The organism is Hyphomicrobium zavarzinii ATCC 27496, from assembly GCF_000383415.1.
GTDB classification, from domain to species: Bacteria; Pseudomonadota; Alphaproteobacteria; order Rhizobiales; family Hyphomicrobiaceae; genus Hyphomicrobium_C; species Hyphomicrobium_C zavarzinii.
The window spans coordinates 434,584-456,392 of record NZ_KB911256.1; the positions used below are offsets into that span (position 1 = coordinate 434,584).

Below are 21,809 nucleotides of genomic sequence, written 5' to 3' on the forward strand. Positions count from 1 at the left end.
CCTTTGTGCAGCCGGATTTGCGGGTCGTCGGCGCTCCATGCACGGAGGTTTCCATGAAGCGGCTGCCCGACCGGCCGAATATCGGCCATTTGAAGAAACAGGCCAAGGACCTGCTGGCCCTCTACAGAGAGGGCGACGCGTCCGCGTTCGCGCGTTTCCGCGCAGCCTTGCCCATCGCCGCCAACGCCGATAACCGGACCATCGCCTCTCTCGATCTGCGCTTGCATGACGCCCAATCGTGCGTCGCGCGGGAGCATGGCTTCGCATCATGGGCGGAGCTGAAGAGCTTCGTTGCCGCGCGCGAGGCGCAGTCGTCCGATCCGGCCGCGACGGCGCTAACCCTCATGCGCCTCATTTATGCAGGCGACATTGCGGGCGGCATGAACCGCGCCCGGCCCGCGGTCGCCGCGAGGCTCCTGGAAGCTAGCCCCGAGATCGCGGGCAAAGACCCATACCTCGCCTGCGCGGTTGGTGACGTCGCCGCCCTGCGCGAGGAGTTGCGGCGTGACGCTGCCTGGAAAGATCGCCCGGGCGGGGCGCTGGGTCTTCCCCCGCTCGTCGCGGTCACGCATTCGAGCCTGCTGCGCCTGCCTGCCTATCGCGAGCGTCTCATGGCGGCGGCGCGTCTCCTGCTCGATGCGGGCGCCGATCCTGGCCAGAGCGTGCAAAGCCGCTGGGCGGCCTCCCCGAAAGCGCCGTCGAAAGAGTATCCGCTGTCTGCACTTTACGGTGCGGCGGGCCAGAACCGCGACCCCGAGCTGACGCAGCTTCTGCTGGAGCGGGGCGCGAACCCGAACGATGGCGAGTCGCTTTATCACGCGCTCGAAAGCCCGGCCTGCACGCGCCTTCTGTTGAAGGCGGGAGCGCGCGTCACCGGCACCAACGCGCTCTATCGCGCCCTCGATCTCGACGATGCCGAGCCGCTGCGCCTGCTGCTCGCGCACGGAGGCGATCCTAACGAGCGCCCGCCCGGCGCGCCCACATCGGCGTGGGGCTCGCCCCTGCTATGGGCCATCAGGCGGCGAAGGTCCGCGGAGCATGTGCGTGCCCTGCTGGCCGCGGGCGCAGATCCGTCAGCCAGGACGCCCGAGGGAAACAGCGCCTACGTGCTGGCCCTCAAGTTCGGGCTTCCGCATGTCGCCGAGCTGGTGCGCGAGGCAGGCGGCAGCGTGAGCGGGCTCTCCGAGCAGGAGGAGTTCGTGGCCGCCTGCACGAGAGGTGACGAGCCTGCCGCACGCCGCCTCCTGGCTGAGCGGCCGGGCAGCCTTGCGGCGCTCTCCGCGTCGGAGCTTCGGCTCCTGCCGGAGCTGGCGGCGCAAGATGCGGGCGAGACCGTGCGCCTCATGGTGCGGCTGGGATGGCCGGTCGCCACACGTGGCGGCGACTGGGACGCCTCGGCGTTGAACCACGCCGTCTTCCGGGGCGATTCCCGCCTTGCACGCTTCCTCCTCGATCATGGGGCGAGCTGGAGGGAGCAGCACGGGTTTGGCGACAACGTCTGCGGCACGCTGTCGTGGGCCTCGTGCAACGAGCCTGTCGAGGGCGGAGACTGGCCCGGCTGCGCCGAGGCCCTCGTGGCGCACGGTCTGCCGGCGGCCCATCCTGGCCCCCAAGGCTCCGGCGTCGTTGTCATGGAGGGCACGAGCAGGCGCTTTTCGGAGGATGTGGCCGATGTTCTCCTTGCGGCAGTGCCGCAAGTTGCCCCGGAGGGCGGCGGCGGCTAATTTCCCCCGCGCAACGGATGGCTCGGAAATGGCAGACGAGGATCAATCGAAAATGACGGCGCAGGCGGCGACCCCCGATGCCGAGCCCCCGATCGACGGAGACACGGCGGCTGTTGCGGATGCCGCCGAAGGCAACTGGGTGGACCGCTTCGCGCCCGCCCCTTTGCGCCCGTATCTGCGGCTCGCGCGCATGGACCGTCCTATCGGCACGTGGCTGCTGCTGTTTCCGTGCTGGTGGTCGGTGGCCCTGGCCGAGGTCTCGATCGGCCACCCCTATCCGGACCCTTGGATGCTGGCCATGTTTGCCATCGGCGCGGTCGTCATGCGGGGAGCGGGCTGCGCATATAACGACTACGTGGATCGCGACTTCGACGCCCGCGTCCAGCGCACGGCGAGCCGGCCGATTCCCTCAGGCCAGATCACGCCGGAAGCCGCACTGCTTTTCACGTTCGCGCTCGCGCTCGTCGGCTTCTTCGTCCTCATCTGGTTCAACCTGTTCACGATTGCGCTCGGTATCGCTTCGCTGGCGCTGGTTGCGATCTACCCCTTCATGAAGCGCTTCACCTATTGGCCGCAGGCGGTGCTCGGGCTCGCGTTCAATTGGGGCGCGCTGATGGGCTGGGCGGCCGTCAAGGGCTCGCTCGCTCTCCCGGCCATCCTGCTCTACATGGGCTCGGTCCTATGGACCATCGGCTACGACACGATCTACGCCCACCAGGACACCGAGGACGATCTGATGCTCGGCCTCAAGTCGACCGCCCTCTCGTTTGGAGAGGATACGCCGTTCTGGGTCGGCAGCTTCTATGTGGGCGCGCTGCTGCTGTGGATCGCCGCCGGCTTCCTCGCGGGCACGCATCTGATGTTCTTCTTCGGCGTCGCCCTCGTCGGCCTGCAGATGGCTTGGCAGGTCTCGACCTTGGACATTTCGGATGCCAAGAACTGCCTGCGCCGTTTCCGCGCCAATCGCGATGTTGGCGCCGCGATCTTCCTCGCCCTGGTGACCGACACGTTGCTGTCGTGGTGGGCCGGGCTGAGCTGAGCTGGACCAATCACTTTACCGAAAACAAAAGCGCGACCGGTTGACTGCAACCGGCCGCGCTCGAGTACGTGGAATTAGAAGGCCAAGCGGTGCTGGCGCTGCAGACGAGTTCAGTCGTCCTCGCCTTCGTCCTTGCCCTCGCTGCCCGACGAAAGCTCCTTGAGCTTGGCGAACACGCGGGCCTCTTCCTCGGCGGGCGTTTCCTCGCGCTCTTCCGAAGTCTCCTTCGGCTGCACGATCTCGGCCGTTGGGCGGAAGCCCTCCTCGCCTTCTGCGGTGGCGGTCGTCTCTTCCGTCGGCAGCAGAGTGCCGGCGCGGATCGCCTCGCGGTGTGCTTCGCGCTGCTCGCGCTCCATGCGGCGCGCCGCCTTCTTCACTTCGTTATCGAGGTCGGTCTGAGAGCAGAGGCCGAGCGTAACAGGATCCTGCGGCACGAGGTTCGCGGAGTTCCAGTGCGTGCGATCCTTGATCTGGGCGATGGTCGGCTTCGTGGTGCCGACGAGACGCATGATCTGGCTCGTCTTCAGCTCCGGATGATTGCGCAGCAGCCAGAGCACGGCGTTCGGCCTGTCGTGACGGCGCGAGACCGGCGTGTAGCGGGGGCCGCGCTTGGAGACCGCCGTCTCGGGCATCACCACCTTGGGCTCGGCGATGTGGAGCTGGCGGCTCGGATCCTTCTCGGCCGCCTCGATCTCGTCGCGGGTGAGCTGGTTCGAGGTGACGGGGTCGAGGCCCTTGATACCCTGCGCCACGTCGCCATCGGCGATGCCCTTGACCTCGAGCACATGCAAGCCGCAGAACACGGCGATCTGCTCGAACGAGAGCGAGGTATTTTCCACCAGCCAAACGGCTGTGGCCTTCGGCATCAGGGGTTTACGATCGCTCATAGCGGCTCTCTCCGGGCTTTCGCGGCGACAGGCTGCGAAGGCCAATAGTGGGATTAGGAATTTGGGGATTACGCCTTATAGCGCGATCCCTCCGTCGGCTGCAACACCTGCGTGTCTGCTTTTTACGCACCGGGGCCCGCAGTTCCGCGAGTTGCACACGGACCGCCTGCCCGGTAGACAAAGGCCGGAACCGAGGTCAGCGGCAGGAATGAGCACATGACGGTTAACAACATCACGTATTTCGAGGACCTTGCGGTTGGCCAGGAAGCATCTGTGACCAACACGGTGACCGATGCGGACATCACGGCGTTCGCCGACATCTCGGGCGATCGCAATCCGGTTCATCTCGATGCGGCCTATGCAGCGACGACCCTTTTCAAGGAGCGCATCGCGCACGGCATGCTGTCGGCGGCTTACATCTCTGCCGTGTTCGGCATGAAGCTCCCGGGCCCTGGAGCAATTTACATCTCCCAGACGCTGGCCTTCAAGGCACCCGTCAAGATCGGCGATACGGTGGTGACCACTGTTAAGCTCGTCGAGCTCATTCCGGAAAAGAAGCGCGCGCGCTTCGAGACGGTGTGCGCCGTGAACGGCAAGGCCGTCCTCACCGGCGAAGCCCAGCTCATGGTTCCGAGCCGCCCTGCGTGATGCGCGGGCGGAGAAGCTCGCCGCGCACGAGAGAACACGACATGCTCATAGTCAACGGCTCCAGCTCCGTGCCGCCCGAAGCCAAGGGCGCCGTGCTGGCGCTTGGCAATTTCGACGGCGTGCATCGGGGCCACCAGGTCCTGATCTCGCGAGCCAAGGAGGAGGCGCGCCGCATCGGCCGCCCTGCTGGCGTGCTTCTCTTCGAGCCCCACCCGCGCGAGTTCTTCGCGCCGGACGAGCAGCATTTCCACCTCACGCCCCATGAGGAGAAGCTCGCCGTACTCGATGAGCTCGGCCTCGATCTCGCGGTCGTCCTTCCCTTCGATGCCACGCTCGCGGGGCTCGATGCAGGCCGCTTCATCGAGGACATTCTGGTCGGAGCGCTCTTCGTCTCGCACGTGGTGGTCGGCTACCATTTCTTCTTCGGCCGCAACCGCACGGGCTCGGCCGAGACGCTGCGCGAAGCCGGAAAAGCGCATGGTTTTGCAGTGACTGTGGTCGAGCCGGTTGCCGAGCGCGGCGAGCCGTTCTCCTCGACGGCCATCCGCCTTCTGCTCGCCGAAGGAGACGTTCGCGGCGCGGCCCACGCGCTGGGGCGTCAGTGGCGGGTGAGGGGCCCCGTGATCGGCGGGGCTCAGCGGGGCACGGGGCTAGGGTTTCCGACGGCGAATGTCGCCATGCCCAAGGGAACCGGGCTGGGGCATGGCATTTTCGCCGTCCGCGTGAAGCTCGACGGCAAGGAGCTCGAAGGCGCCGCCTATCTCGGCACGCGGCCGACGTTCGATGACGGCAAGCCGGTGCTCGAGGTGTTCCTTTTCGATTTCGACGAGAAGATCTACGGCCACGAGATCGAGGTGAGCTTCGTGGAGAAGGTCCGCAGCGACCGCAAGTTCGCGACCTCGGAGGAGCTGGTGCGCCAGATGGAGGCCGATTGTGCCAAGGCGCGCCAGATCCTCGCCGCCGAGCCGCAGGCCCCGAGCAGGGGCTAGAAGACGGTGATGCTGGGCGGTCCGGGCTCGCCCGGCTTCCGCCCTTCCTTGCCGAGCTTCATGATCTGGCGCGTCCCATCCGGCAGCGCGAGCGTCACGTACTCGCACTTGCGATCGAGAGCCAGAATTTCGCGCAGGATGCGCTGGCCGGCGTCCCCTCCCTTGTCGATGAGCTCGGCGTCCATCGGTCCTGCGTGATAGGTGCAGGCCTCCGATCCGCCGGCGATCTTCTTGTTCGGAACGGTCTCGCCATCGAGCGTGAATGCCGCCACGACGATCGCAGCGACGATGATGCCACCGGCGAGGAGCGCCTCGTTTTTCATCGCGGACCTCCCTCTCGCGACCAGCCGCAGGGGCCGGGCTCGGCCCCCGGAGCGATTCGTTTACGTATTCCTCCCTATCATGGCGGGCTGGCGCGAAGCCTGCGGGCAGGCTTACGCGCATCTTGCGGATGGATGGTCATGCAAGCCAAGGCGAGTTTGTTCCTGCGAACCCTGTGCGCGGCTGTGGCCTGCGTGGCCGCGGTGCTTCCGGCTGCGGGCGATACGCGTCCAGGCTGGGACCGTCCGGGCGTCCCGGACCGCCCAGGGCCTGATCGCCCGGCACCCGGCCGCCCGGACCACGATCGCCCAAACAGGCGCCCCGGCGTGATCATCGAGCCGAATATCTTCATTTCGCGCGACCGGCGTCCGGATGTCGATGCACCCCAATTCATCATGGCGGAGATCGAGGGTTGTGCCTCGCGCGGCGTTCGCCTTTTCGTCGACTGTCTGCGCCCGAACCACGGCTCGGTTATGATCCGGCGCCTCGAAGCCTGCGTACGTTCGGAAGCCATTCCGGACAATCCGCGCGAGGTCGAGGCCTGCCTTCCGCCTGCAAGCGTGCGCTGATCGGTCTGACGGTGCGATTCGGGAAGATCCCCGGCCGCCGCACCCCCCTTGTTTCGCCGCGCTTGGCTCGCCATAACTCGTGCCGAGTACCGAGCCTATCCTTCTGACTGCCAGAGGCCCCACACATGTCGACCCGCCAGGATGGGGCCCAGGATGGGGCCAAGAGCCCGCCCGTGCGATCCCGCGACGAACTCGTCGCCTGGATTGCGGCCGGCGAGAAGCCGAAGGACGACTGGCGCATCGGCACCGAGCACGAGAAGTTTGTCTTCCAGACCGAAACGCTGCGCCCCGTGCCCTATGAGGGCAATCGCGGCATCCGCGCCCTCATGGAGCACATGATGGCGCGCTACGACTGGGACCCGATCAAGGAAGGCGACAACATCATCGCCCTGAAGCGGCCCGATGGAGAGGCGGGCGGCACGATCAGCCTGGAGCCCGGCGGGCAATTCGAGCTGTCGGGCGCACCGCTTCGCACGCTTCACGAGACGGCCGATGAAACCCAGCAGCACCTGAACGAGGTGCTGGACGTGGGCGAGGACCTCGGCATCGGCTTTCTCGGCGTAGGCTTCTCGCCCAAGTGGACGCTGGCTGAGACGCCGCATATGCCCAAGCAGCGCTACGCCGTGATGACGCGCTATATGCCGACGGTCGGCAAGCGCGGCCTCGACATGATGTATCGCACGGCCACCATCCAGGTGAACCTCGACTTCGGCAGCGAAGCCGACATGGTGAAGAAGCTGCGCGTCAGCCTCGCGCTGCAGCCGATCGCCACCGCGATTTTTGCGTCCTCCCCGTTCACCGAGGGCCGCCTCAACGGCATGAAGTCGCTGAGGAGCGAGGTCTGGCGTGAAACGGATCCGCGCCGCACCGGCATGTTGCCCTTCGTCTTCGAGGATGGAATGGGCTACGAGCGCTACGTTGAATACGCGCTCGATGTGCCGATGTACTTCGTCTACCGCGCCGGCCGTTACATCGATGTCGCGGGCGCCTCGTTCCGCGATTTCATGGAGGGCAGGCTCGCAGCGCTACCCGGTGAGCTGCCCACGCTCGACGACTGGTCCGATCACCTCACGACGCTGTTCCCCGAGGTCCGCATGAAGCGCTTCCTCGAGATGCGTGGCGCGGACGGCGGACGCTGGCCGCGCATCTGCGCGCTCTCCGCCTTCTGGGTCGGCCTGCTCTATGATGAGGCAGCGCTCGACGCGGCCTGGGACATGGTGAAGACCTGGACCGCCGAGGAGCGCAACGAGCTGCGAGCGGCCGTGCCCCGGCTGGCGCTCGCCGCGCCCTTCCGCGACACCAATGTGCAGGAGCTTGCCCGTACCGCGCTTCGCATTTCGCACATGGGCCTCAAGAACAGGCGCCAGATCAACGCAAAAAGCCAGGACGAAACCATCTATCTCGCGCCGCTCCAGCGCCTGGTCGCGGCGGGCCGCACGGTGGCCGACGAGCTGATCGAACGTTTCGAGGGCCCCTGGCACGGCAACATCGATCATATCTTCGAGGAATTTGCGTTCTAATCCGCGGTCGTGGCCGCTTCTGCCGAGCCCGCTTATGAACAGGTGGGCGGCACTCCCGGCGCCCTTTCCACCATGTCTCGGCAACCTAAATGGAGCCCGTCACTTGACGTCCGGTTCAGGTGGCGTTCATCGTGCGGAGCGTAAACCATGTTCCTGCGCGAGGGGCGCGGAACGGGGCGGGCGCAGTCCAATGTGACAGAAGGTTTTCCAGCAGGGAGGTCGATTGATGAGCCGTACTATTCGATATGCGATCGCCGCCCTGTGTCTGGGCGCGTTCTCGGCCCTTCTGCCATCCGTGACGGTCGCCAACGATTGCGCGAAGCGGTGCTATGCGCAGGAGAACTCCTGCCGCCGCGCCACCAAGGACAGCCCGAGCTGCGGCGCCGAGCTGACGCGCTGCCTCCAGTCCTGCCGCGCTCAGCGATAGCGCGGCTATCGCTTCAATCACCGTCGCACGTTATTTCCTCCGCAGCCGGATGGTCTCCTGCGCGGACGCGTTGCGCTGCTTATGAGCTTTTAATCTTTCCCTCCGTTCGAACCCCTCAATAGCTTCACCTGCGGCCATGGTCGCTCCCGGATCTCGTACGTCCGAAGCGTGATCATCGGTCCTGCGAAGGATTTGGGGGATTGAAGATCAGGCCCCAGGCATTCGCGGCATGGAGGGGGCGAGCAGGGCGGGGGCCGATGCCGTTCTCTCCAGGCTGGCATCGGTTCACAGTGAAGGAGAGATCATGAAGACGTTGAAGTTGTCGGCGGCCGTCGGCGCTGCCCTGGTTGCTTTGGCCGCGGCGAGCACGCTGGCCGTTGCCTTGCCGAAGGTACCTGCTCACCATGGCGAGAGCGCCGTCTCCGAGGTGACGCTGAAGCGCGAGGCACACGCGAAGAAGCACGAGGCCAAAGCCGAGCACAAGAAGAAGGTCAAGAAAGCCAAGAAGGCGAAAAAGGCAAAGGCCAAGAAGGTGAAGAAGGCCGAGAAGAAGAAATAGGTCGCTCGCTTCGTGCGGAGCCCGCGCGGCGCAAGCGACGAGGGCCGCCACTCCGGAAAGGAGAGGCGGCCCTCTTCTACGTTGAGGCACGCTGTATCAGCTCGCGCGTCCGTCTTTCTTCGCCTGCGCGACTTTCGTCGCCTGTGAGACGCTGCCCACCTGGCTACCCGGAATGTGCGAGCGCCGCCGCTTATTCGGCAGCGGGTTCATCCCCTCGCTCGCCGTCTTCTCCACCGGATGATGAATGAAGTTGGCCTCGCGGCGCAGGCGCAGCGCCTTGTGAGCAGCGTCCACATGCTGGGCGCGCGCATCGAGAACCCGCACGCGACGGATCTCGTTGTTCACGCGTTTCAGCGCCGCCGCGAATATCTGCTTGCGCTTGAGCGGCTGCTCGGCGGTCGCGGGAAAACTCTTGCCGCGCGCGTCGGCCTTGCCACGCACCTCCCGCCGCTTCTGGCGCGCGAGCGTGCGCTCCTTGCTACGAAGGGTTCGCAGCCGCCCCTGCAGGTCCTGAAGCGCTTTCAGATCGTCGAGCTGGTAGATCGCCGGATGATGCGTGCCTTTGACGACTTCAAACTCGTCGTGGCTGAGGACGCTTCGCTCGAATTTCGCAGACGTGGACATGCACGGGCCTCCTGTTTGTCGAGCCCCCGAACGAGTTATGTCCCACCGTCTGGAATGTTACACGGGCCGGACGGCTCTGCAACCGATGCCGCCGTCCGGCGCGCCGCAAAAAAGTACCGAGGTGAAGCGCTATCCGAGCCGCCTGCGGAAATCCTCGTAGCCGAAGGTCCGCACCACCTCGTAGCGCCCATCCTCGTGCAGCATGGCGAGATCCGGCAGCGGCGTGCCGTTGAAGGTCGTGTTCTTCACGAAGGAGTACTGCATCATGTCGCCGAACACGACGCGGGAGCCGGGCTTCAGCGGCTCGGAGAACGAGTATTCGCCGATCACGTCTCCCGTCATGCAGGTCTTGCCGCCCAGGATGTAGCTGTGTGCCAGCACGTCCGGCTTCTCCGCGCCGAGCACCGGCGGCGTATACGGAACTTCCAGCACGTCCGGCATGTGCGTCGAGGCGGACGCGTCGAGAATGGCGATATCCTTCACGTTGCGCGCGAGCCCGATTACGGTCGAGACCAGATAGCCAGTGTCGACCACCAGCCCCGCGCCCGGCTCGAGATACACCTCGATGCCGAACTCCGCCCGGAACGCCTTGAGCGCCGCGATCAGCTTGTCGACGTCGTAGCCCGGCTTGTTGATGAAGTGCCCGCCGCCGAAGTTCACCGCCTTTACGCGCCTGAGGTAGGGCGCGAAGTTGCGCGCCACGTGCGCGATAAGGCCGGCTGATCCGTCCGCCAGCGACTCGCAGAGCGCATGTGCGTGAAAGATGTCGATCTCGTCCCACGGAAGCTGGTCGATGTCCTCGGCCGTCGTGCCGAAGCGCGAGCAGGGCGCGCAGGGATCGTACAGCGCCCCGCCCACAGTGGCGTTCGAGTAGCCGGGGTTGATGCGGATGCCGACTTCGCGCCCAGCGGCCTTGGCGAGCGGCAGGCCGAGCGCGATCTGCTCGGGCGAGTTGAAATAGATGTGATCGGCGATGTGCGTGAGGCGCTCCACCTCGCCCGGTCCGTAGGCGGGAGCGTAGACGTGCACCTCCTTGCCGAACTCCTCGCGCCCCATGCGCGCCTCGTACTCTCCCGACGCCGTCGTGCCGTCGAGCCCATCGCGCAGGATCGGAAACGCCGCCGGCATGGCCCAGGCTTTGGTGGCGAGCAGGATCCTGACGCCCGCCTCGCGCTTGATGCGGGTCGCGGTCGCGAGGTTCCGCTTCAAGGCGGCCACGTCGAGGACGTAGGCGGGCGTGCGGATGTCATCGGGAAACTGAGGGTTCATGCGCTGACCAATCTGGCGAAGGACAAAGTCGAGCGCGCTATATGGCATCGCCGTATGACGACTTCTAGAGCATTTTCCGGCGAAGCGGACCCTCGGTTCGTCGCAAGAAAATGCGACGGGTCAAAAACCAGAAGCATACGATCCGAGGCTTCGGATCGTATGCTCCAGAGCCTAGCCCGTAATTGGCTAATTCCTCCCCTCGTCCTCCGGCCAGCGGTAGAAGAACGTGATGAAGAAGAGGGTGATATAGATCGCGAGAAAGGCGATGCAGCCGAGGGCGGCGGAAGCCTCGTACATCGACAGGCCATAGAGAAACTCGGGCCTCTCACTCCCGAAGCTCGGAATGCCCACGGAGGTGGTGCCGAGCTTGCTCCAGGCCCGTTCGGTGCCGAGCAGCAGCGCGTTGAGGCCGCCCGTCAGCACGCCCATGAAGGCGAGCCCGCAGGACATGAGCAGGAAGGCCAGGAGGCGCAGGATCAGCGGCGCGTTCTTGAGGAACAGCCACAGGCCCACGATGTAGGCCGAGATCATGCCGAAGCTGACGGAGACGACTGAAATAACGAGCCCCGTCAATTCGTTGCGGATGGAGAGGATTTCGCCTTCGCTCATGGCTTGCCCTTCTCGCCCGGAGGCGTCGCCCGCGCCGCGTATCTGCGGCAAGTATCGAGAAACTTGCCGATATTCTCACGGCCCCGCTCGAGCGACGCCTTGGCCGGGCTCGCTCCCGCCACGGAGTACGAAAACTCCGTCTTTTGAGACATCAGCGTCCAGAGCGGGTCGGATGGCGCGAGAGATGCAACGACGCCATCGAGGCCTTCCTCGTACTCGGCAAGCTGAACGCGGCCCTTGACCGTGTGCTCCACGGTGCCGGTCGTGAATTTCAAGTCGGTCTCGACACCCGACTGGAGCGCGCTGACGTCCAAGCCGAAGGTTATGCTCGGCACGGCGTCGTCGGCACTCGCCGCCGCGCAGGTGCCTGCAACCTGAATGTCGTCAGTCTCGGGAATGCCGTAGATGAGCTGCGCGGAGGCCGCCTTCGGGTCCGCGGGGTCCAGATTCTCCGAAAATTGCCACGCGTAAAGATCGATGTCGGCGGCGCGGAGGCCGCAGGGCAGAACGGAAAGCAGCGAGGCCGCCGCTGCGCCGAGAACGCGAGTACGAAACAACATGAAAAAAACCGCGAGCCTTTCAAACACACCTGGGACGAGGTGTGTAACGGCCCGCGGCTTCGGTATCAACCGCCCGCAAAGGGCGGCGTGTGCCCGTCAGTGGCTCGACGGCTGGGGGTCGGTGAAGAAATCCAGGTCGTCCTGGATGTTCTGCGCCGCGATCCGCCAGTTGCCGGGCGCGTGCGTGGCGGCCCCGTTCCTGTGCGCGTGCCCGTTGGCAGCGGCTCGCGCGGCATGCGTATCGTCCTCGATCGCGGCCATGGGCTCGGCGGCGGTGACCGGGAAGGCGCAAAGCCGCGTCGCCAGCAGTTGAAGTTCGTTCATGATCACGGCGCGCCGCGCTTCGTGCTGCGCAGTGACGTGACGGATTTCCGAAAGCAGCTTCTCGTCCACGTGATTGAGTGCCGCGTTGAGGGCCCGGACGAGCGCCTGCTCCTCCTGGGTGTTCTCGGCAAGCCGGCGGTGCATTTCCGCGAGTTTTTCTGAAAGATGAGCCATTGGCTGTTCCCCGTCTCTAAAGAGCATTTCGACGAAAATTCGATCCGGCTCCCCTGACGCCACAGGGCTGCGAGCAACGGGACGAAACGCACACAGGGTTCGTCTTTGAAAAATGCGACCTACGTCAAAGGCGTATGTGCCCGATCTTGTTCCACGCGGGCACGAGTCGAATCACATGAAGAAAGATCCTGCGATTCTGTGATTCAAATGAGGACGTGCGAAGCCACAATCGCCCGCAAGACGGCCTTGCGAGGGCGATATTTTATTCCATGCCTCTGCTGATTTTTCCGTCTCGACGCTGGTGTGCGTTCAGCGTTCCCGCCTCTGCCAGGTGCCCGCGAGATGGTCTGCGACGGAGGATATGACGCCGTCGTCGCGCATGTAGGCGTTGTGATAGAGCGCGTCGGAAAGGCGCTTCCACATCTGATCGGGATTGGCGATGCCGCCTTCCGGTCCGTCGCTGGCGACGACGCTGTTGTAAAGGCTCTGCGCGGCAACGAACAGCGCCGCATCGTCGATACCGCCGAGATCGACGGCTTCGATCCGCTGCTCCTTGGCTTGGCCGACATAGGGAGGAAGCCGCGTCACGCCGACGAGCTTGTAATGCCCGTCGCCGCCAAAAGCCGCGCCGATCACGCCGCCATGGATGGCGCTGGTGAGCATCTTCGCATAGAGCCACGCGCCGCCCGCCCGCGCGATCGCCCACACCGTGAAGAACACCAGCCCGTAGATCACCGGAACGAGCAGAAGGAACGTGAGGTCCGCGGCCGTCCCGAGCCCGAATTCGCCCGCCTGCACTTTCGTGATGATCGGATCGAGGAAGTAGCGCGCGTTCCAAGCGAAGAACGCCACCGTGACGGCAACGCCGGCCAGCGAGGCGAACGCCGTGAGCGACCGCAGCGCCGCACTGGCCTTCACGTATTGGGGCGAGATCTGCGCGGCCGTTTCGAGCAGTTGCATGGCTTCGTCGCGCGGGCTGTGAACGACGAGCCATTGCGACGGCGCGAGCGAGCGCGCGAGTAGCCGGTTGGCGAAGTGCCGCCGCCCGAGCTTGCGCACGCCCTTGGCGAGGCTCCACAGCCCGAGCGCGCCAAGCCCGCCGAACAGCACCACCGCTTCGATCTTCTTGTTGGTGTCGGACGAGAGCGCTTCCGCGAGGTACCACGCCATGATCGGCGGGATGATGAGCCCGAGCACGGTCTGGAACAGTGCGATCAGCATCGGCACCGTCTTGAGGCGCCGCAGGAAGAATGGCGTGCCGAACGAGATGATGCCGCCCCGGCGCGGCGAGGCGGGAACGCGTGTGAGCCCCTCCACAGTGACGTTGCCGCCGTGACTGTGGGCGATCACCGCGTGCTGCCGTCCCTCGCGGTCGAGGCGGCGTAGCGTGCGCGCGAGATCCTCGGCGCCCTTGAGGCGATCGAAGTCCGAGTTCTGTCCCGACCAGTGGAGCGGCAGGATTTCCGCCTGCGGAATGCCTCGCGCCGCCAGGCTGTCGACGAGACGCTGGGTGAACTTGGAGCCGCGCTGCCACCAGCGCTGGCCCTCGTCGTCGGGGTGCGCGTCGTTGGTCCCGTGCACGGTCACGATGACCGGCGCCGCGTTGGCGTCGGTCCCGGCCGCGAAGTAAGCCTGCACGGTATCCTGCATCGAGCTGATCCCCCAATTCGGCCGAGCCATACCCGCCTCGGCCGCCGGCCATCTCACTTGGAAAAGCGTGTGATGTGAATAAAAAAATGGGCGGCCGAAGCCGCCCATTCGAACAAATACCTCGCAGTAACCGCGGATCAGGTCTTGACCGCGAACAGCTCGGCCTGGTCGGCAGGCGTGATGTCCTTCACGTGCCAGGGCAGGCCCTGCTTGCCGAGCTCGTCGAGGAACGGCTTCGAGGGAAGCTGCTCCACGTTGAACACGCCGCGGCCCTCCCATGCGCCCTTGAACACCATCATGCCGCCCACGACCGGCGGAACGCCCGTCGTGTAGCTGACGGCCTGCGCGCCCGTCTCCTTGTAGCACTGGGCATGGTCGCAGACGTTATAGATGAGCACCGTCTTGCGCTTGCCGTCCTTCTTGCCGTCGATGATGCAGCCGATGGACGTGCGGCCCGTATAGTTCTCGCCGAGCGAGGACGGCGGCGGCAGCAGCTCCTTCAGGAACTCCATCGGGATCACCGGCGTGCCCTTGTACATGACGGGGTCGATGCGCGTCATGCCCACGCTCTGCAGCACGTCGAGGTGCTTGATGTAGTTGTCGGAGAACGTCATCCAGAAGCGGATCTGCTTCAGACCCTTGATGTTCTGGACAAGGCTCTCCTCCTCCTCGTGATAGATGAGGTAGCTCTTGCGCTGGCCCACTTCCGGATAGTCGATCATGCACGAGATCGACAGCGGATCGATGTCGATCCACTTGCCGTCTTTCCAGTACTTGCCGCGCTGCGTCACCTCGCGGAGATTGATCTCCGGATTGAAGTTGGTGGCGAACGACTTTCCGTGGCTGCCGTCGTTGCAGTCGATGATGTCGATGGTGTCGATGGTGTCGAACAGGTGCTCCTGCGCGTAGGCGCAGAAGATGTTCGAGACGCCGGGATCGAAGCCGCAGCCGAGCACCGCCATGATGCCCTTGTCCTTGTAGCGGTCCTGATAGGCCCACTGCCAGGAGTACTCGAACTTCGCGACGTCGCGCGGCTCGTAGTTGGCGGTATCCATGTAGTGCACGCCGGTCTTGAGGCACGCGTCCATGATCGGCAGATCCTGGTAGGGAAGTGCCATGTTGATCAGAAGATCGGGCTTCACGCGCTCGATCAGCGCGACGACCTCGTCCACCTTGTCGGCGTCAACCTGCGAGATCTCGATCGGCGTCTTGCACTGCTTGGCGACTTTCTCGCAGCTCTCGAGCCGCCGCGAGGCGAGGTGCACCTTTTTGAACACGTCGCGGTTCATGGCGCACTTCTGCGCCGTGACCGAACCTGCCGCACCGGCACCGATGATGAGAACGCTGTCCAAGGCGAAGCTCCCTTCCTGGATGAGAGTTTAACCAAAGAGCTCGCGTGCACCCGCACTTTGAGCAAGCGTGCGCAGATAGGGCAGAACTTCGCGAAATACAACAGCTCAAAGGCCTTTCGTGACCTTTGAGGCGAAGTTTTTTTTCAGCAACCGGAGTGCTGGAGGGGGAAACCGTCAAAAAAGCTTCATGCCGGGCGGCAGCGGAAGCCCGCCGGTGACTTCGCTCATCTTCTCCTGGAGCTTGGCTTCGACCTTGGACTTGGCGTCCGACGTGGCGGCCACGATCAGGTCCTCGACGATCTCGGCTTCCTCGGGCTTGAGCAGGGAAGGGTCGATGCGGACGCGCTTCATGTCACCCTTGCCGCTGAGCGTGACCGACACCAGGCCGCCCCCGGCCGAGCCTGCAACCTCGAGCGCGCCAAGCTCCTCCTGGAGGCGCTGCATGCGGTCCTGCATGTCCTTGACCTGCTTCATCATGCCCATCAGGTCTTTCATCGGTGCTCCTCTCGGCCGGCAGTAAAGGCAGTTGGCAGTGAGGCAGTCAGGGGAAGACAAGGCGCCATCACGACTGCCCACTGCCTCACTCCCTACTGCCCGAACCTGAATCCTAGATCATTTCTTCTCGGCCCGCACCGCGTCATGTCGGATCTCCGGGCGACCGCGCCCACTCCGCGCCCGCCCGCCGGAAGAGGTCCATCGACGACCTGAATTTCTTGGCGTCGAGCTCGCCGAGGATGTCCTCGAGCGGCACGTTGCGGTGCGACAGGACGAGGTCCGTACATGCCTTGAGCCGCGGTCCGAGAATGGGATGGGCGAGATAGGCGCGTGCTTCATCCAGGGAGGCAATCGCGTAGCGCTCAGACATGGCGCTGCGGCCGAGCCCGGTCTCCTGAGGGAAGATGAACCAGATCCAGTGCGTGGTCTTCCGCCCCGCGCGAAGCTCGCGCAACACGGTCTCGTAGACCAGCGATTGGGCATCGACGAAGCGCTGCAGATCGAAGGCGTCATCCATGCGGGCGGCTCCTCCTTTGCCGAAGGTAGTGCCGGAGAGTGCCAGCCGGTTCCATCGCCCAGAAAAGAACGGCCGGGCGATCCCCGGCCATCCTCCCGATCGGATGTCGCTGAGCGTGCGCGCCTACTTGGGCGGCTCCGGCTTCTTCTTCTTTTCGATGATCTTGAAGTTGGTGTCGACGGAGACCGTGTAAACGCCGTCCGCGCATTGCGCTCCGGAAATGTCGTAGCGGCCATCACCGGAGTGGATCTCGCCGAGCTTGCACCCGTCGGCTTCGAGGGACTTGGTGATCCCGTCAACGGTCGCCTTGGAGAACTTGCCCTCCGAAGCGGCGAGAACAGGCCCAGCCGCGAGCAGCAACGCGGTGGCCGAAAGTGCGAGTGAGCGCATGCATATCTCCCTGAACAGTCGCCGGTGCGATCACCGGCGAAGAGGCGCGCGCTATAACATTGTTACATTTGTCGGGGCAGGGGAGCGTTTCCCGCCAGCAAAAATCGGGATCATTTCCCGTTTAGGGCCGACGCCATAAGCAGTGCGGCATCGCAGAAAGTAAGACGCAAGCGCATCTCCCCTACCCCTACCCCTACCCCTACTGCCTCCTGCCCACGGCCTCACTCCACCCGACGACCCTCGTCATCCCGCCTTGCTGTCGTCGTCCCGGCGCGCGATTGGCTTCACGGGCGAAACCTCTGCGTCCGGAAAGGCGCCGAGCACGGCCGCGACGGCCGGATGGCGTTTCAGCGCTGCGATCTCCTCGGCCTCGCGCTCACGCCGCACCTGACCGATCGGCCGTTCGCCCGGCGTCTTGGAAAGCACCACCACCCAACGGCGGCTGGTCCACTTGTTGAGCTTCTCGCGCAGGTCGTTGGCGATGTCGGGAGAGGCGCCCGGCAGCAGGAAGAGATCGATTGCGCCTGCAATGCCGTCGTACTTCACGAGGCTCACCTGCTCTTCGAGCGAGACCTTGAGCTTGGCGTCGCGCCGCTCGCCGACCAGCGTGACGACGTCGGCGAACGTGTTGAGGGGGCGGAGCACCGTCCCGCCGGCTGACGGGGCGATGCGGTCGCCCTCGTCGTCGCTCCCCTCCTCATCCAGAAGCTCAGCCGGGAAATCGAAATCCCGGTCTTCCTCCGGCAGGAGGTCGAGGTCCATTTCCGGAGACGCTGTTGCGCGGGGTTGCTGCCCACCCTCTGCTTCGGCGGTCGCGCCCGCGCCGTTGCGGGCGGCGTCGGAGGCGGCCGGACGCTCGCTGCGCCGCCGCTCCGGTGCCCCTCCGAGGGCGCGAATGATCTCGTCGGGCGGAGGGAGGTCCGAGGTGTGCGCGATGCGGATCAGCACCATTTCGGCCGCAGCCAGGGGATTGGGCGCCTTTCCGGCTTCGTCGAGCCCCTTGAGCAGCATTTGCCACAGCCGCGCCAGCAGCGGCATGGAAAGCCGTTCGCCAAGCGCACCCGCGCGCCGCTTCTCTTCCAGTGCCAGCGCTTCGCCCGCCGCGTCCGGTCCCACGGCCTTGATGCGCGCGGTGATGTGCACGGCTTCGGCGAGATCCGCGAGCACCTGGCTCGCATCCGCGCCGTCGTGAAAGAGGCCGTCCAGCGCCTTGAGCGCCTGCGCGATCTCGCCCGCCACCAGCGTTTCGAGAAGATCGAAGATGCGTCCCCGGTCGGCGAGGCCCAGCAGCGCGCGAACGGAGGCGGCCGTGACCACGCCGCCGTCGTCCTCGCTCGGGCCGAACGAGGTGGAGATCGATTGATCGAGGATCGAGAGCGCATCGCGCACGGATCCTTCGGCCGCGCGCGCGATGAGCGTCAGTGCGTCGTCGTCCGCCGCCGCGCCCTCGTTCGCGACGATTGACTTCAAGTGCTGCGACAGCCGTGGCACGTCCACGCGGCGCAGGTCGAACCGCTGGCAGCGCGAGAGCACCGTAACCGGCACCTTGCGGATTTCCGTCGTCGCGAAAATGAACTTTACGTGCCCCGGCGGCTCCTCGAGCGTCTTCAGGAGCGCGTTGAACGCGCCCTTGGAGAGCATGTGGACCTCGTCGATGATGAACACTTTCGTGCGCGCGGAAAGAGGCCGGTAGCGCGCGCTTTCGATGATCTCGCGGATGTTGTCGACGCCGGTGTTGGATGCGGCGTCCATCTCGATCACGTCGGGATGGCGGCTCTCCATGATTTCGAGGCAGTGCCGCCCCGGCACCGGCATGTCGATGGTGGGAGCATGGATCGTGTCGGTCTCGTAGTTGAGCGCGCGCGCCAGAATGCGGGCCGTCGTCGTCTTGCCGACGCCGCGCACGCCCGTCAGCATGAAGCCGTGCGCGATGCGCCCGGACCGGAACGCATTGCGCAGCGTCCGCACCATCGTTTCCTGGCCGATCAGGTCATCGAACGTCTGCGGACGGTATTTGCGCGCAAGCACGACGTAAGGCTTGGCCGGCGCCGTTGCCTCGCCGCTGCCCGTCGTCACGTCATTGTCCGATTTCTTCTTGGCCATCCGCCCCGCCCACTCTGCGCTCAATTGTAGAAGCAGGGGGACATCGCTTCGGCCCGAAGGGCCCAGGCCACAAGGTGGCCCGCGGCGAGCCGCGCCCCCGCGGAGGGCCAACCGGCGCGGCTTGGCCGCGTCGGGCGACAGGCCCGTGAGCGAATAAAGAGGCTGACGAACGACCCGTGCACCTGTCGTTAGGGCTGCTTCCTTCCGGACCTGACCCGGTTGGCGACGTACTCGTCCGCCGCCAGCCTCCGGGCGGAATATGGCGTCTTGCCGAGGGGGTGGCAAGCCTTGCCGTCAGGATTATCCCTGGCTGGCCTGTCCCCGGGCGGCACGAGCCTTAACCGGGTTCTTAACGGATACTGGTGAAACGACGGAAATCCTGGCACAATCTGTGGACGCATTGAGGGGGGAGTTGCTCCACATGATCGACAATTTGTTTCTGTTGGCGGTAGCCGCGCTGGGTTGGGGCCTCTCGCTCGCGACCTACAGCATCGTTGCCCGGCGGCAGGAATGGCCGATGGGAGCACTCCAGATCGACTTCCCCGCCGTGCCTGTTTTGATCGGGCTGTTCGCGATTTCGAACGCGCTCTGGTTCGCCGCCACCCGCGGCACCGAGGCAGGCGGTTGGGTCATCGTACTTTTTGGCATACTGCTCGCCGTCTTCTGGACGGGATTTCTGCGCGTCGGATCGCAGATCTCTCTCTTCCTCGCACCTGTCGCGACCGTGCTTCTGATCACCGGCTGGCTCAACTCGCCGCTCGCGTGAAAGATTTGCGACGATTGCCTCTCCAATCTGCGATCTCCGCGATCATCTCTGACGCCAGAGATCGGATTTCTTGACCTTAGTCAGTGCGTCGAATCTCCCTGTGATGTTCATGCGATTGCGCGTGGGAGCAACGCCGTGTGTGCTTGCTTTCGCGCTGCGATAGACGTAGTGGAACACTAAGCTGCTGCGGGGGTGTTGCATGAAGAGGTAGCGCGTGATCGGGCGTTCTCGGCCCAGATCGCGTCGTGCTGCCTCGGAACCCCGCGGGTGATCCGTAGAGGGGAGCCAGCATGGCCGTCCGCCGCCTTCATCCCGACCAGCCGCATGGCTTCTCGTTCACGCCCGAAAATCTCGCGTGGGCGAAGGAGACCATCGCCAAGTATCCGGTCGGCAAAGAGGCATCCGCAATCATTCCGTTGATGTGGCGCGCACAGGAGCAGTCGGGCGGCTGGCTCCCGGAGCCCGCGTTGAGATACGTCGCCGACATGCTCGGCGTCGCCTACATCCGCGCCTACGAGGTCGCGACCTTCTATACGATGTTCCAGCTTGCACCTGTGGGCACCAAGGCCCACGTCCAGGTATGCGGCACGACACCTTGTATGTTGCGCGGTGCGGAAGCGCTGATCGACGTTTGCAAGCGGCGCATCTCCGAGCATCCCCATGAGCTGTCCGAGGACGGCCAGTTCTCGTGGGAGGAGGTGGAATGCCTGGGCTGCTGTGCCAACGCTCCCATGGTGCAGATCTGGAAAGACACTTACGAGGATCTGACGCCGGAGGCGCTCGAGAAGATCCTCGCTGCGTTCGCGCGCGGGGCTCAGCCGAAGGCGGGATCGCAGATCGGCCGCAAGACGTCGGCCCCCGAAGGCGCCGTCACGACGCTGGTGGATCCGGCGCTGTACGACGGTTCGCAGATCGGCGCGTGGCGCGCTCGCTTTCCCGAGTTGCAGGACGAGGGAGCCGCAGCCGGCTCTCAGCCCGCAGACAAATCCAAGGGGTAGATCAGGATGCTACTCGAGGACAAGGATCGCATTTTCCGTAACATCTACGGGTTTCACGACTCGGGCCTCAAAGGCGCCATCTCGCGCGGCTCGTGGGATGGCACGAAGTTCTTTATCGAAAAGGGACACGACTGGATCATCTCCGAGGTAAAGACCTCGGGCCTGCGCGGCCGCGGCGGTGCGGGCTTCCCCACCGGCCTCAAGTGGAGCTTCATGCCCAAGGCCGATCCGCGCCCGTCCTATCTCGTGATCAACGCCGACGAAAGCGAGCCGGGATCGTGCAAGGACCGGGAGATCATGCGCAATGATCCCCATCTTCTGATTGAAGGCGCGCTCCTTGCGGCCTTCGCGATGCGCGCCCACACGAGCTACATCTATATCCGAGGCGAGTTCATCCGCGAGCGCGAGCGTCTCCAGCGCGCCATCGACGAGGCCTACGAGGCCAAGCTGATCGGCAAGAACAACGTGCACGGCTGGGACTTTGATTTCTACATCGCCCACGGTGCCGGTGCTTACATCTGCGGCGAGGAGACGGCGCTTCTCGAAAGCCTCGAAGGCCGCAAGGGCCAGCCGCGCCTGAAGCCGCCGTTTCCGGCCAACGTCGGCCTTTACGGCGCGCCGACCACGATCAACAACGTCGAGAGCATCGCTGTCGTCCCGGACATTCTGCGCCGCGGCGGCCACTGGTTCGCGGCCCTCGGCCTGCCCAACAACACCGGCACCAAGCTGTTCCAGATCTCGGGCCACGTGAACCGCCCCTGCGTCGTCGAGGAGGAGATGGGCATTCCGCTCCGCCAGTTGATCGACGAGCATTGCGGCGGCGTGCGCGGTGGTTGGAGCAACCTGCTCGCGGTGATCCCGGGCGGCTCCTCGATGCCGCTCATTCCGGCCGATCTCTGCGAAACGCTGACCATGGACTTCGACAGCTTGACGAAGCTCAAGTCGGGTCTCGGAACGGCGGCCATTATCGTGCTCGACAAATCGGCCGACGTCATCAAGGCCATCGCGCGCATCGCGTACTTCTACAAGCACGAGAGCTGCGGCCAGTGCACCCCCTGCCGTGAAGGCACGGGATGGATGTGGCGCGTCTTGGAGCGTATGGCGCGGGGCGAGGCGGAGAAGAGCGAGATCGACAAGCTGTTCGACGTTTCCAAGCAGATCGAAGGTCACACCATTTGCGCGCTGGGCGATGCGGCCGCCTGGCCTGTGCAGGGATTGATCCGCCATTTCCGGCCGGTTATCGAGGCCCGGATCGACGCCTATCAGGCTGCGCACAAAGAGGCGGCGGAGTAAGC

Annotated in this window: 24 protein-coding genes and 1 other RNA gene; 11 read left to right on the forward strand and 14 right to left on the reverse strand. The window is 65.0% G+C overall.

Translation table 11 applies throughout. The features are described 5' to 3' along the window. Window positions 1-53 precede the first annotated feature (53 nt). Window positions 54-1,724, forward strand: a complete 1,671-nt coding sequence (locus tag F812_RS22825) for an ankyrin repeat domain-containing protein (RefSeq protein ID WP_020085074.1) — start codon at window positions 54-56, stop codon at window positions 1,722-1,724. Between the two features lie 28 nt (window positions 1,725-1,752). Further along, window positions 1,753-2,763 (forward strand): 4-hydroxybenzoate octaprenyltransferase, encoded by a 1,011-nt coding sequence (ubiA, locus tag F812_RS0106095; protein WP_020085075.1) that lies wholly within the window; start codon window positions 1,753-1,755, stop codon window positions 2,761-2,763. A gap of 110 nt (window positions 2,764-2,873) precedes the next feature. Here the strand turns inward: ubiA and F812_RS0106100 are convergent, their stop codons facing one another. Beyond that, window positions 2,874-3,650, reverse strand: a complete 777-nt coding sequence (locus F812_RS0106100; RefSeq protein WP_026867890.1) for a DUF1013 domain-containing protein — start codon at window positions 3,648-3,650, stop codon at window positions 2,874-2,876. A gap of 216 nt (window positions 3,651-3,866) precedes the next feature. On the opposite strand from F812_RS0106100, the gene F812_RS0106105 reads away from it, so the two are divergent. Continuing rightward, entirely contained in the window at window positions 3,867-4,298 is a 432-nt protein-coding gene (locus F812_RS0106105) for a MaoC family dehydratase (RefSeq protein ID WP_020085077.1), read from the forward strand. Between the two features lie 41 nt (window positions 4,299-4,339). Then, window positions 4,340-5,287: a bifunctional riboflavin kinase/FAD synthetase gene (locus F812_RS0106110; RefSeq protein WP_020085078.1), complete on the forward strand. Its 948-nt coding sequence runs from the start codon at window positions 4,340-4,342 to the stop codon at window positions 5,285-5,287. Here the strand turns inward: F812_RS0106110 and F812_RS0106115 are convergent. Continuing rightward, complete coding sequence (locus tag F812_RS0106115; protein WP_020085079.1) at window positions 5,284-5,610, reverse strand: hypothetical protein; 327 nt, start codon at window positions 5,608-5,610, stop codon at window positions 5,284-5,286. The genes F812_RS0106110 and F812_RS0106115 overlap by 4 nt on opposite strands. A 138-nt stretch (window positions 5,611-5,748) precedes the next feature. Here F812_RS0106115 and F812_RS26785 point away from each other — a divergent pair, with 138 nt between their 5' ends. From F812_RS26785 to F812_RS22830, 4 genes are all read left to right on the forward strand, one after another. Continuing rightward, window positions 5,749-6,177 carry a hypothetical protein gene (locus F812_RS26785; protein ID WP_198011145.1) on the forward strand — a complete coding sequence of 143 codons (429 nt, stop codon included), beginning with the start codon at window positions 5,749-5,751 and terminating at the stop codon, window positions 6,175-6,177. A gap of 125 nt (window positions 6,178-6,302) precedes the next feature. Further along, window positions 6,303-7,697, forward strand: coding sequence for a glutamate--cysteine ligase (locus F812_RS0106125; RefSeq protein WP_020085081.1), 1,395 nt, complete (start codon window positions 6,303-6,305; stop codon window positions 7,695-7,697). A gap of 226 nt (window positions 7,698-7,923) precedes the next feature. Beyond that, complete coding sequence (locus F812_RS26445; RefSeq protein ID WP_156827286.1) at window positions 7,924-8,124, forward strand: hypothetical protein; 201 nt, start codon at window positions 7,924-7,926, stop codon at window positions 8,122-8,124. 304 nt (window positions 8,125-8,428) lie between these two features. After that, complete coding sequence (locus F812_RS22830) at window positions 8,429-8,683, forward strand: hypothetical protein (protein ID WP_040497927.1); 255 nt, start codon at window positions 8,429-8,431, stop codon at window positions 8,681-8,683. A gap of 96 nt (window positions 8,684-8,779) precedes the next feature. Here F812_RS22830 and F812_RS0106135 read toward each other — a convergent pair whose 3' ends face one another. The 12 genes from F812_RS0106135 to ffs form a co-directional block, all read right to left on the reverse strand. Further along, a complete protein-coding gene (locus tag F812_RS0106135; RefSeq protein WP_020085083.1) occupies window positions 8,780-9,307 on the reverse strand; it encodes a hypothetical protein in 528 nt (175 codons plus the stop codon). 129 nt (window positions 9,308-9,436) lie between these two features. Continuing rightward, window positions 9,437-10,576, reverse strand: coding sequence for a carboxynorspermidine decarboxylase (gene nspC, locus F812_RS0106140; protein WP_026867891.1), 1,140 nt, complete (start codon window positions 10,574-10,576; stop codon window positions 9,437-9,439). A 186-nt stretch (window positions 10,577-10,762) separates the two neighbouring features. Next, window positions 10,763-11,185: a hypothetical protein gene (locus F812_RS0106145; RefSeq protein ID WP_020085085.1), complete on the reverse strand. Its 423-nt coding sequence runs from the start codon at window positions 11,183-11,185 to the stop codon at window positions 10,763-10,765. Continuing rightward, window positions 11,182-11,745 (reverse strand): hypothetical protein, encoded by a 564-nt coding sequence (locus tag F812_RS0106150; RefSeq protein ID WP_020085086.1) that lies wholly within the window; start codon window positions 11,743-11,745, stop codon window positions 11,182-11,184. The genes F812_RS0106145 and F812_RS0106150 overlap by 4 nt, the downstream gene beginning before the upstream one ends. Window positions 11,746-11,841: 96 nt before the next feature. Continuing rightward, on the reverse strand, window positions 11,842-12,243 hold the full coding sequence (locus F812_RS0106155) for a hypothetical protein (RefSeq protein WP_020085087.1): 402 nt from the start codon (window positions 12,241-12,243) through the stop codon (window positions 11,842-11,844). A 309-nt stretch (window positions 12,244-12,552) separates the two neighbouring features. Further along, on the reverse strand, window positions 12,553-13,893 hold the full coding sequence (locus F812_RS0106160; protein ID WP_020665366.1) for a lipase family protein: 1,341 nt from the start codon (window positions 13,891-13,893) through the stop codon (window positions 12,553-12,555). A gap of 137 nt (window positions 13,894-14,030) precedes the next feature. Then, window positions 14,031-15,245, reverse strand: a complete 1,215-nt coding sequence (locus tag F812_RS0106165) for a saccharopine dehydrogenase family protein (protein WP_020085088.1) — start codon at window positions 15,243-15,245, stop codon at window positions 14,031-14,033. A gap of 174 nt (window positions 15,246-15,419) precedes the next feature. Continuing rightward, window positions 15,420-15,740, reverse strand: coding sequence for a YbaB/EbfC family nucleoid-associated protein (locus F812_RS0106170; protein WP_020085089.1), 321 nt, complete (start codon window positions 15,738-15,740; stop codon window positions 15,420-15,422). A 142-nt stretch (window positions 15,741-15,882) separates the two neighbouring features. Further along, window positions 15,883-16,257 carry a DUF1810 domain-containing protein gene (locus F812_RS22835; RefSeq protein ID WP_020085090.1) on the reverse strand — a complete coding sequence of 125 codons (375 nt, stop codon included), beginning with the start codon at window positions 16,255-16,257 and terminating at the stop codon, window positions 15,883-15,885. A gap of 123 nt (window positions 16,258-16,380) precedes the next feature. Beyond that, window positions 16,381-16,647: a hypothetical protein gene (locus F812_RS0106180; protein WP_020085091.1), complete on the reverse strand. Its 267-nt coding sequence runs from the start codon at window positions 16,645-16,647 to the stop codon at window positions 16,381-16,383. A gap of 243 nt (window positions 16,648-16,890) precedes the next feature. Beyond that, on the reverse strand, window positions 16,891-18,750 hold the full coding sequence (locus F812_RS0106185) for a DNA polymerase III subunit gamma/tau (RefSeq protein ID WP_020085092.1): 1,860 nt from the start codon (window positions 18,748-18,750) through the stop codon (window positions 16,891-16,893). Window positions 18,751-18,904: 154 nt separating this feature from the next. Then, window positions 18,905-19,000, reverse strand: an RNA gene (gene ffs, locus F812_RS26025) — signal recognition particle sRNA small type. Window positions 19,001-19,171: 171 nt separating this feature from the next. Between ffs and F812_RS0106190 the strand changes: the two genes are divergently transcribed. The 3 genes from F812_RS0106190 to nuoF all read left to right on the forward strand — a co-directional run bounded on the left by F812_RS0106190 (window position 19,172) and on the right by nuoF (window position 21,807). Next, window positions 19,172-19,516, forward strand: coding sequence for a hypothetical protein (locus F812_RS0106190; RefSeq protein ID WP_020085093.1), 345 nt, complete (start codon window positions 19,172-19,174; stop codon window positions 19,514-19,516). Between the two features lie 290 nt (window positions 19,517-19,806). After that, a complete protein-coding gene (nuoE, locus tag F812_RS0106195) occupies window positions 19,807-20,514 on the forward strand; it encodes an NADH-quinone oxidoreductase subunit NuoE (protein WP_020085094.1) in 708 nt (235 codons plus the stop codon). Between the two features lie 6 nt (window positions 20,515-20,520). Beyond that, window positions 20,521-21,807: an NADH-quinone oxidoreductase subunit NuoF gene (gene nuoF / locus F812_RS0106200; RefSeq protein WP_020085095.1), complete on the forward strand. Its 1,287-nt coding sequence runs from the start codon at window positions 20,521-20,523 to the stop codon at window positions 21,805-21,807. Window positions 21,808-21,809: the final 2 nt, after the last annotated feature.

Bases quoted from the DNA above. Each gene is read 5' to 3' on its own strand.
- nuoF (WP_020085095.1), top strand. From the start codon at position 20,521: ATGCTACTCGAGGACAAGGATCGCATTTTCCGTAACATCTACGGGTTT.
- ubiA (WP_020085075.1), top strand. From the start codon at position 1,753: ATGGCAGACGAGGATCAATCGAAAATGACGGCGCAGGCGGCGACCCCC.
- F812_RS0106155 (WP_020085087.1), bottom strand. From the start codon at position 12,243: ATGGCTCATCTTTCAGAAAAACTCGCGGAAATGCACCGCCGGCTTGCC.
- F812_RS0106190 (WP_020085093.1), top strand. From the start codon at position 19,172: ATGATCGACAATTTGTTTCTGTTGGCGGTAGCCGCGCTGGGTTGGGGC.
- nspC (WP_026867891.1), bottom strand. From the start codon at position 10,576: ATGAACCCTCAGTTTCCCGATGACATCCGCACGCCCGCCTACGTCCTC.
- F812_RS0106185 (WP_020085092.1), bottom strand. From the start codon at position 18,750: ATGGCCAAGAAGAAATCGGACAATGACGTGACGACGGGCAGCGGCGAG.
- F812_RS0106170 (WP_020085089.1), bottom strand. From the start codon at position 15,740: ATGAAAGACCTGATGGGCATGATGAAGCAGGTCAAGGACATGCAGGAC.
- F812_RS0106180 (WP_020085091.1), bottom strand. From the start codon at position 16,647: ATGCGCTCACTCGCACTTTCGGCCACCGCGTTGCTGCTCGCGGCTGGG.
- F812_RS26785 (WP_198011145.1), top strand. From the start codon at position 5,749: ATGCAAGCCAAGGCGAGTTTGTTCCTGCGAACCCTGTGCGCGGCTGTG.
- F812_RS0106135 (WP_020085083.1), bottom strand. From the start codon at position 9,307: ATGTCCACGTCTGCGAAATTCGAGCGAAGCGTCCTCAGCCACGACGAG.
- F812_RS0106100 (WP_026867890.1), bottom strand. From the start codon at position 3,650: ATGAGCGATCGTAAACCCCTGATGCCGAAGGCCACAGCCGTTTGGCTG.
- F812_RS0106160 (WP_020665366.1), bottom strand. From the start codon at position 13,893: ATGCAGGATACCGTGCAGGCTTACTTCGCGGCCGGGACCGACGCCAAC.
- F812_RS0106150 (WP_020085086.1), bottom strand. From the start codon at position 11,745: ATGTTGTTTCGTACTCGCGTTCTCGGCGCAGCGGCGGCCTCGCTGCTT.
- F812_RS22835 (WP_020085090.1), bottom strand. From the start codon at position 16,257: ATGGATGACGCCTTCGATCTGCAGCGCTTCGTCGATGCCCAATCGCTG.
- F812_RS0106125 (WP_020085081.1), top strand. From the start codon at position 6,303: ATGTCGACCCGCCAGGATGGGGCCCAGGATGGGGCCAAGAGCCCGCCC.
- F812_RS22830 (WP_040497927.1), top strand. From the start codon at position 8,429: ATGAAGACGTTGAAGTTGTCGGCGGCCGTCGGCGCTGCCCTGGTTGCT.
- F812_RS0106115 (WP_020085079.1), bottom strand. From the start codon at position 5,610: ATGAAAAACGAGGCGCTCCTCGCCGGTGGCATCATCGTCGCTGCGATC.
- F812_RS26445 (WP_156827286.1), top strand. From the start codon at position 7,924: ATGAGCCGTACTATTCGATATGCGATCGCCGCCCTGTGTCTGGGCGCG.
- nuoE (WP_020085094.1), top strand. From the start codon at position 19,807: ATGGCCGTCCGCCGCCTTCATCCCGACCAGCCGCATGGCTTCTCGTTC.
- F812_RS0106110 (WP_020085078.1), top strand. From the start codon at position 4,340: ATGCTCATAGTCAACGGCTCCAGCTCCGTGCCGCCCGAAGCCAAGGGC.
- F812_RS22825 (WP_020085074.1), top strand. From the start codon at position 54: ATGAAGCGGCTGCCCGACCGGCCGAATATCGGCCATTTGAAGAAACAG.
- F812_RS0106145 (WP_020085085.1), bottom strand. From the start codon at position 11,185: ATGAGCGAAGGCGAAATCCTCTCCATCCGCAACGAATTGACGGGGCTC.
- F812_RS0106105 (WP_020085077.1), top strand. From the start codon at position 3,867: ATGACGGTTAACAACATCACGTATTTCGAGGACCTTGCGGTTGGCCAG.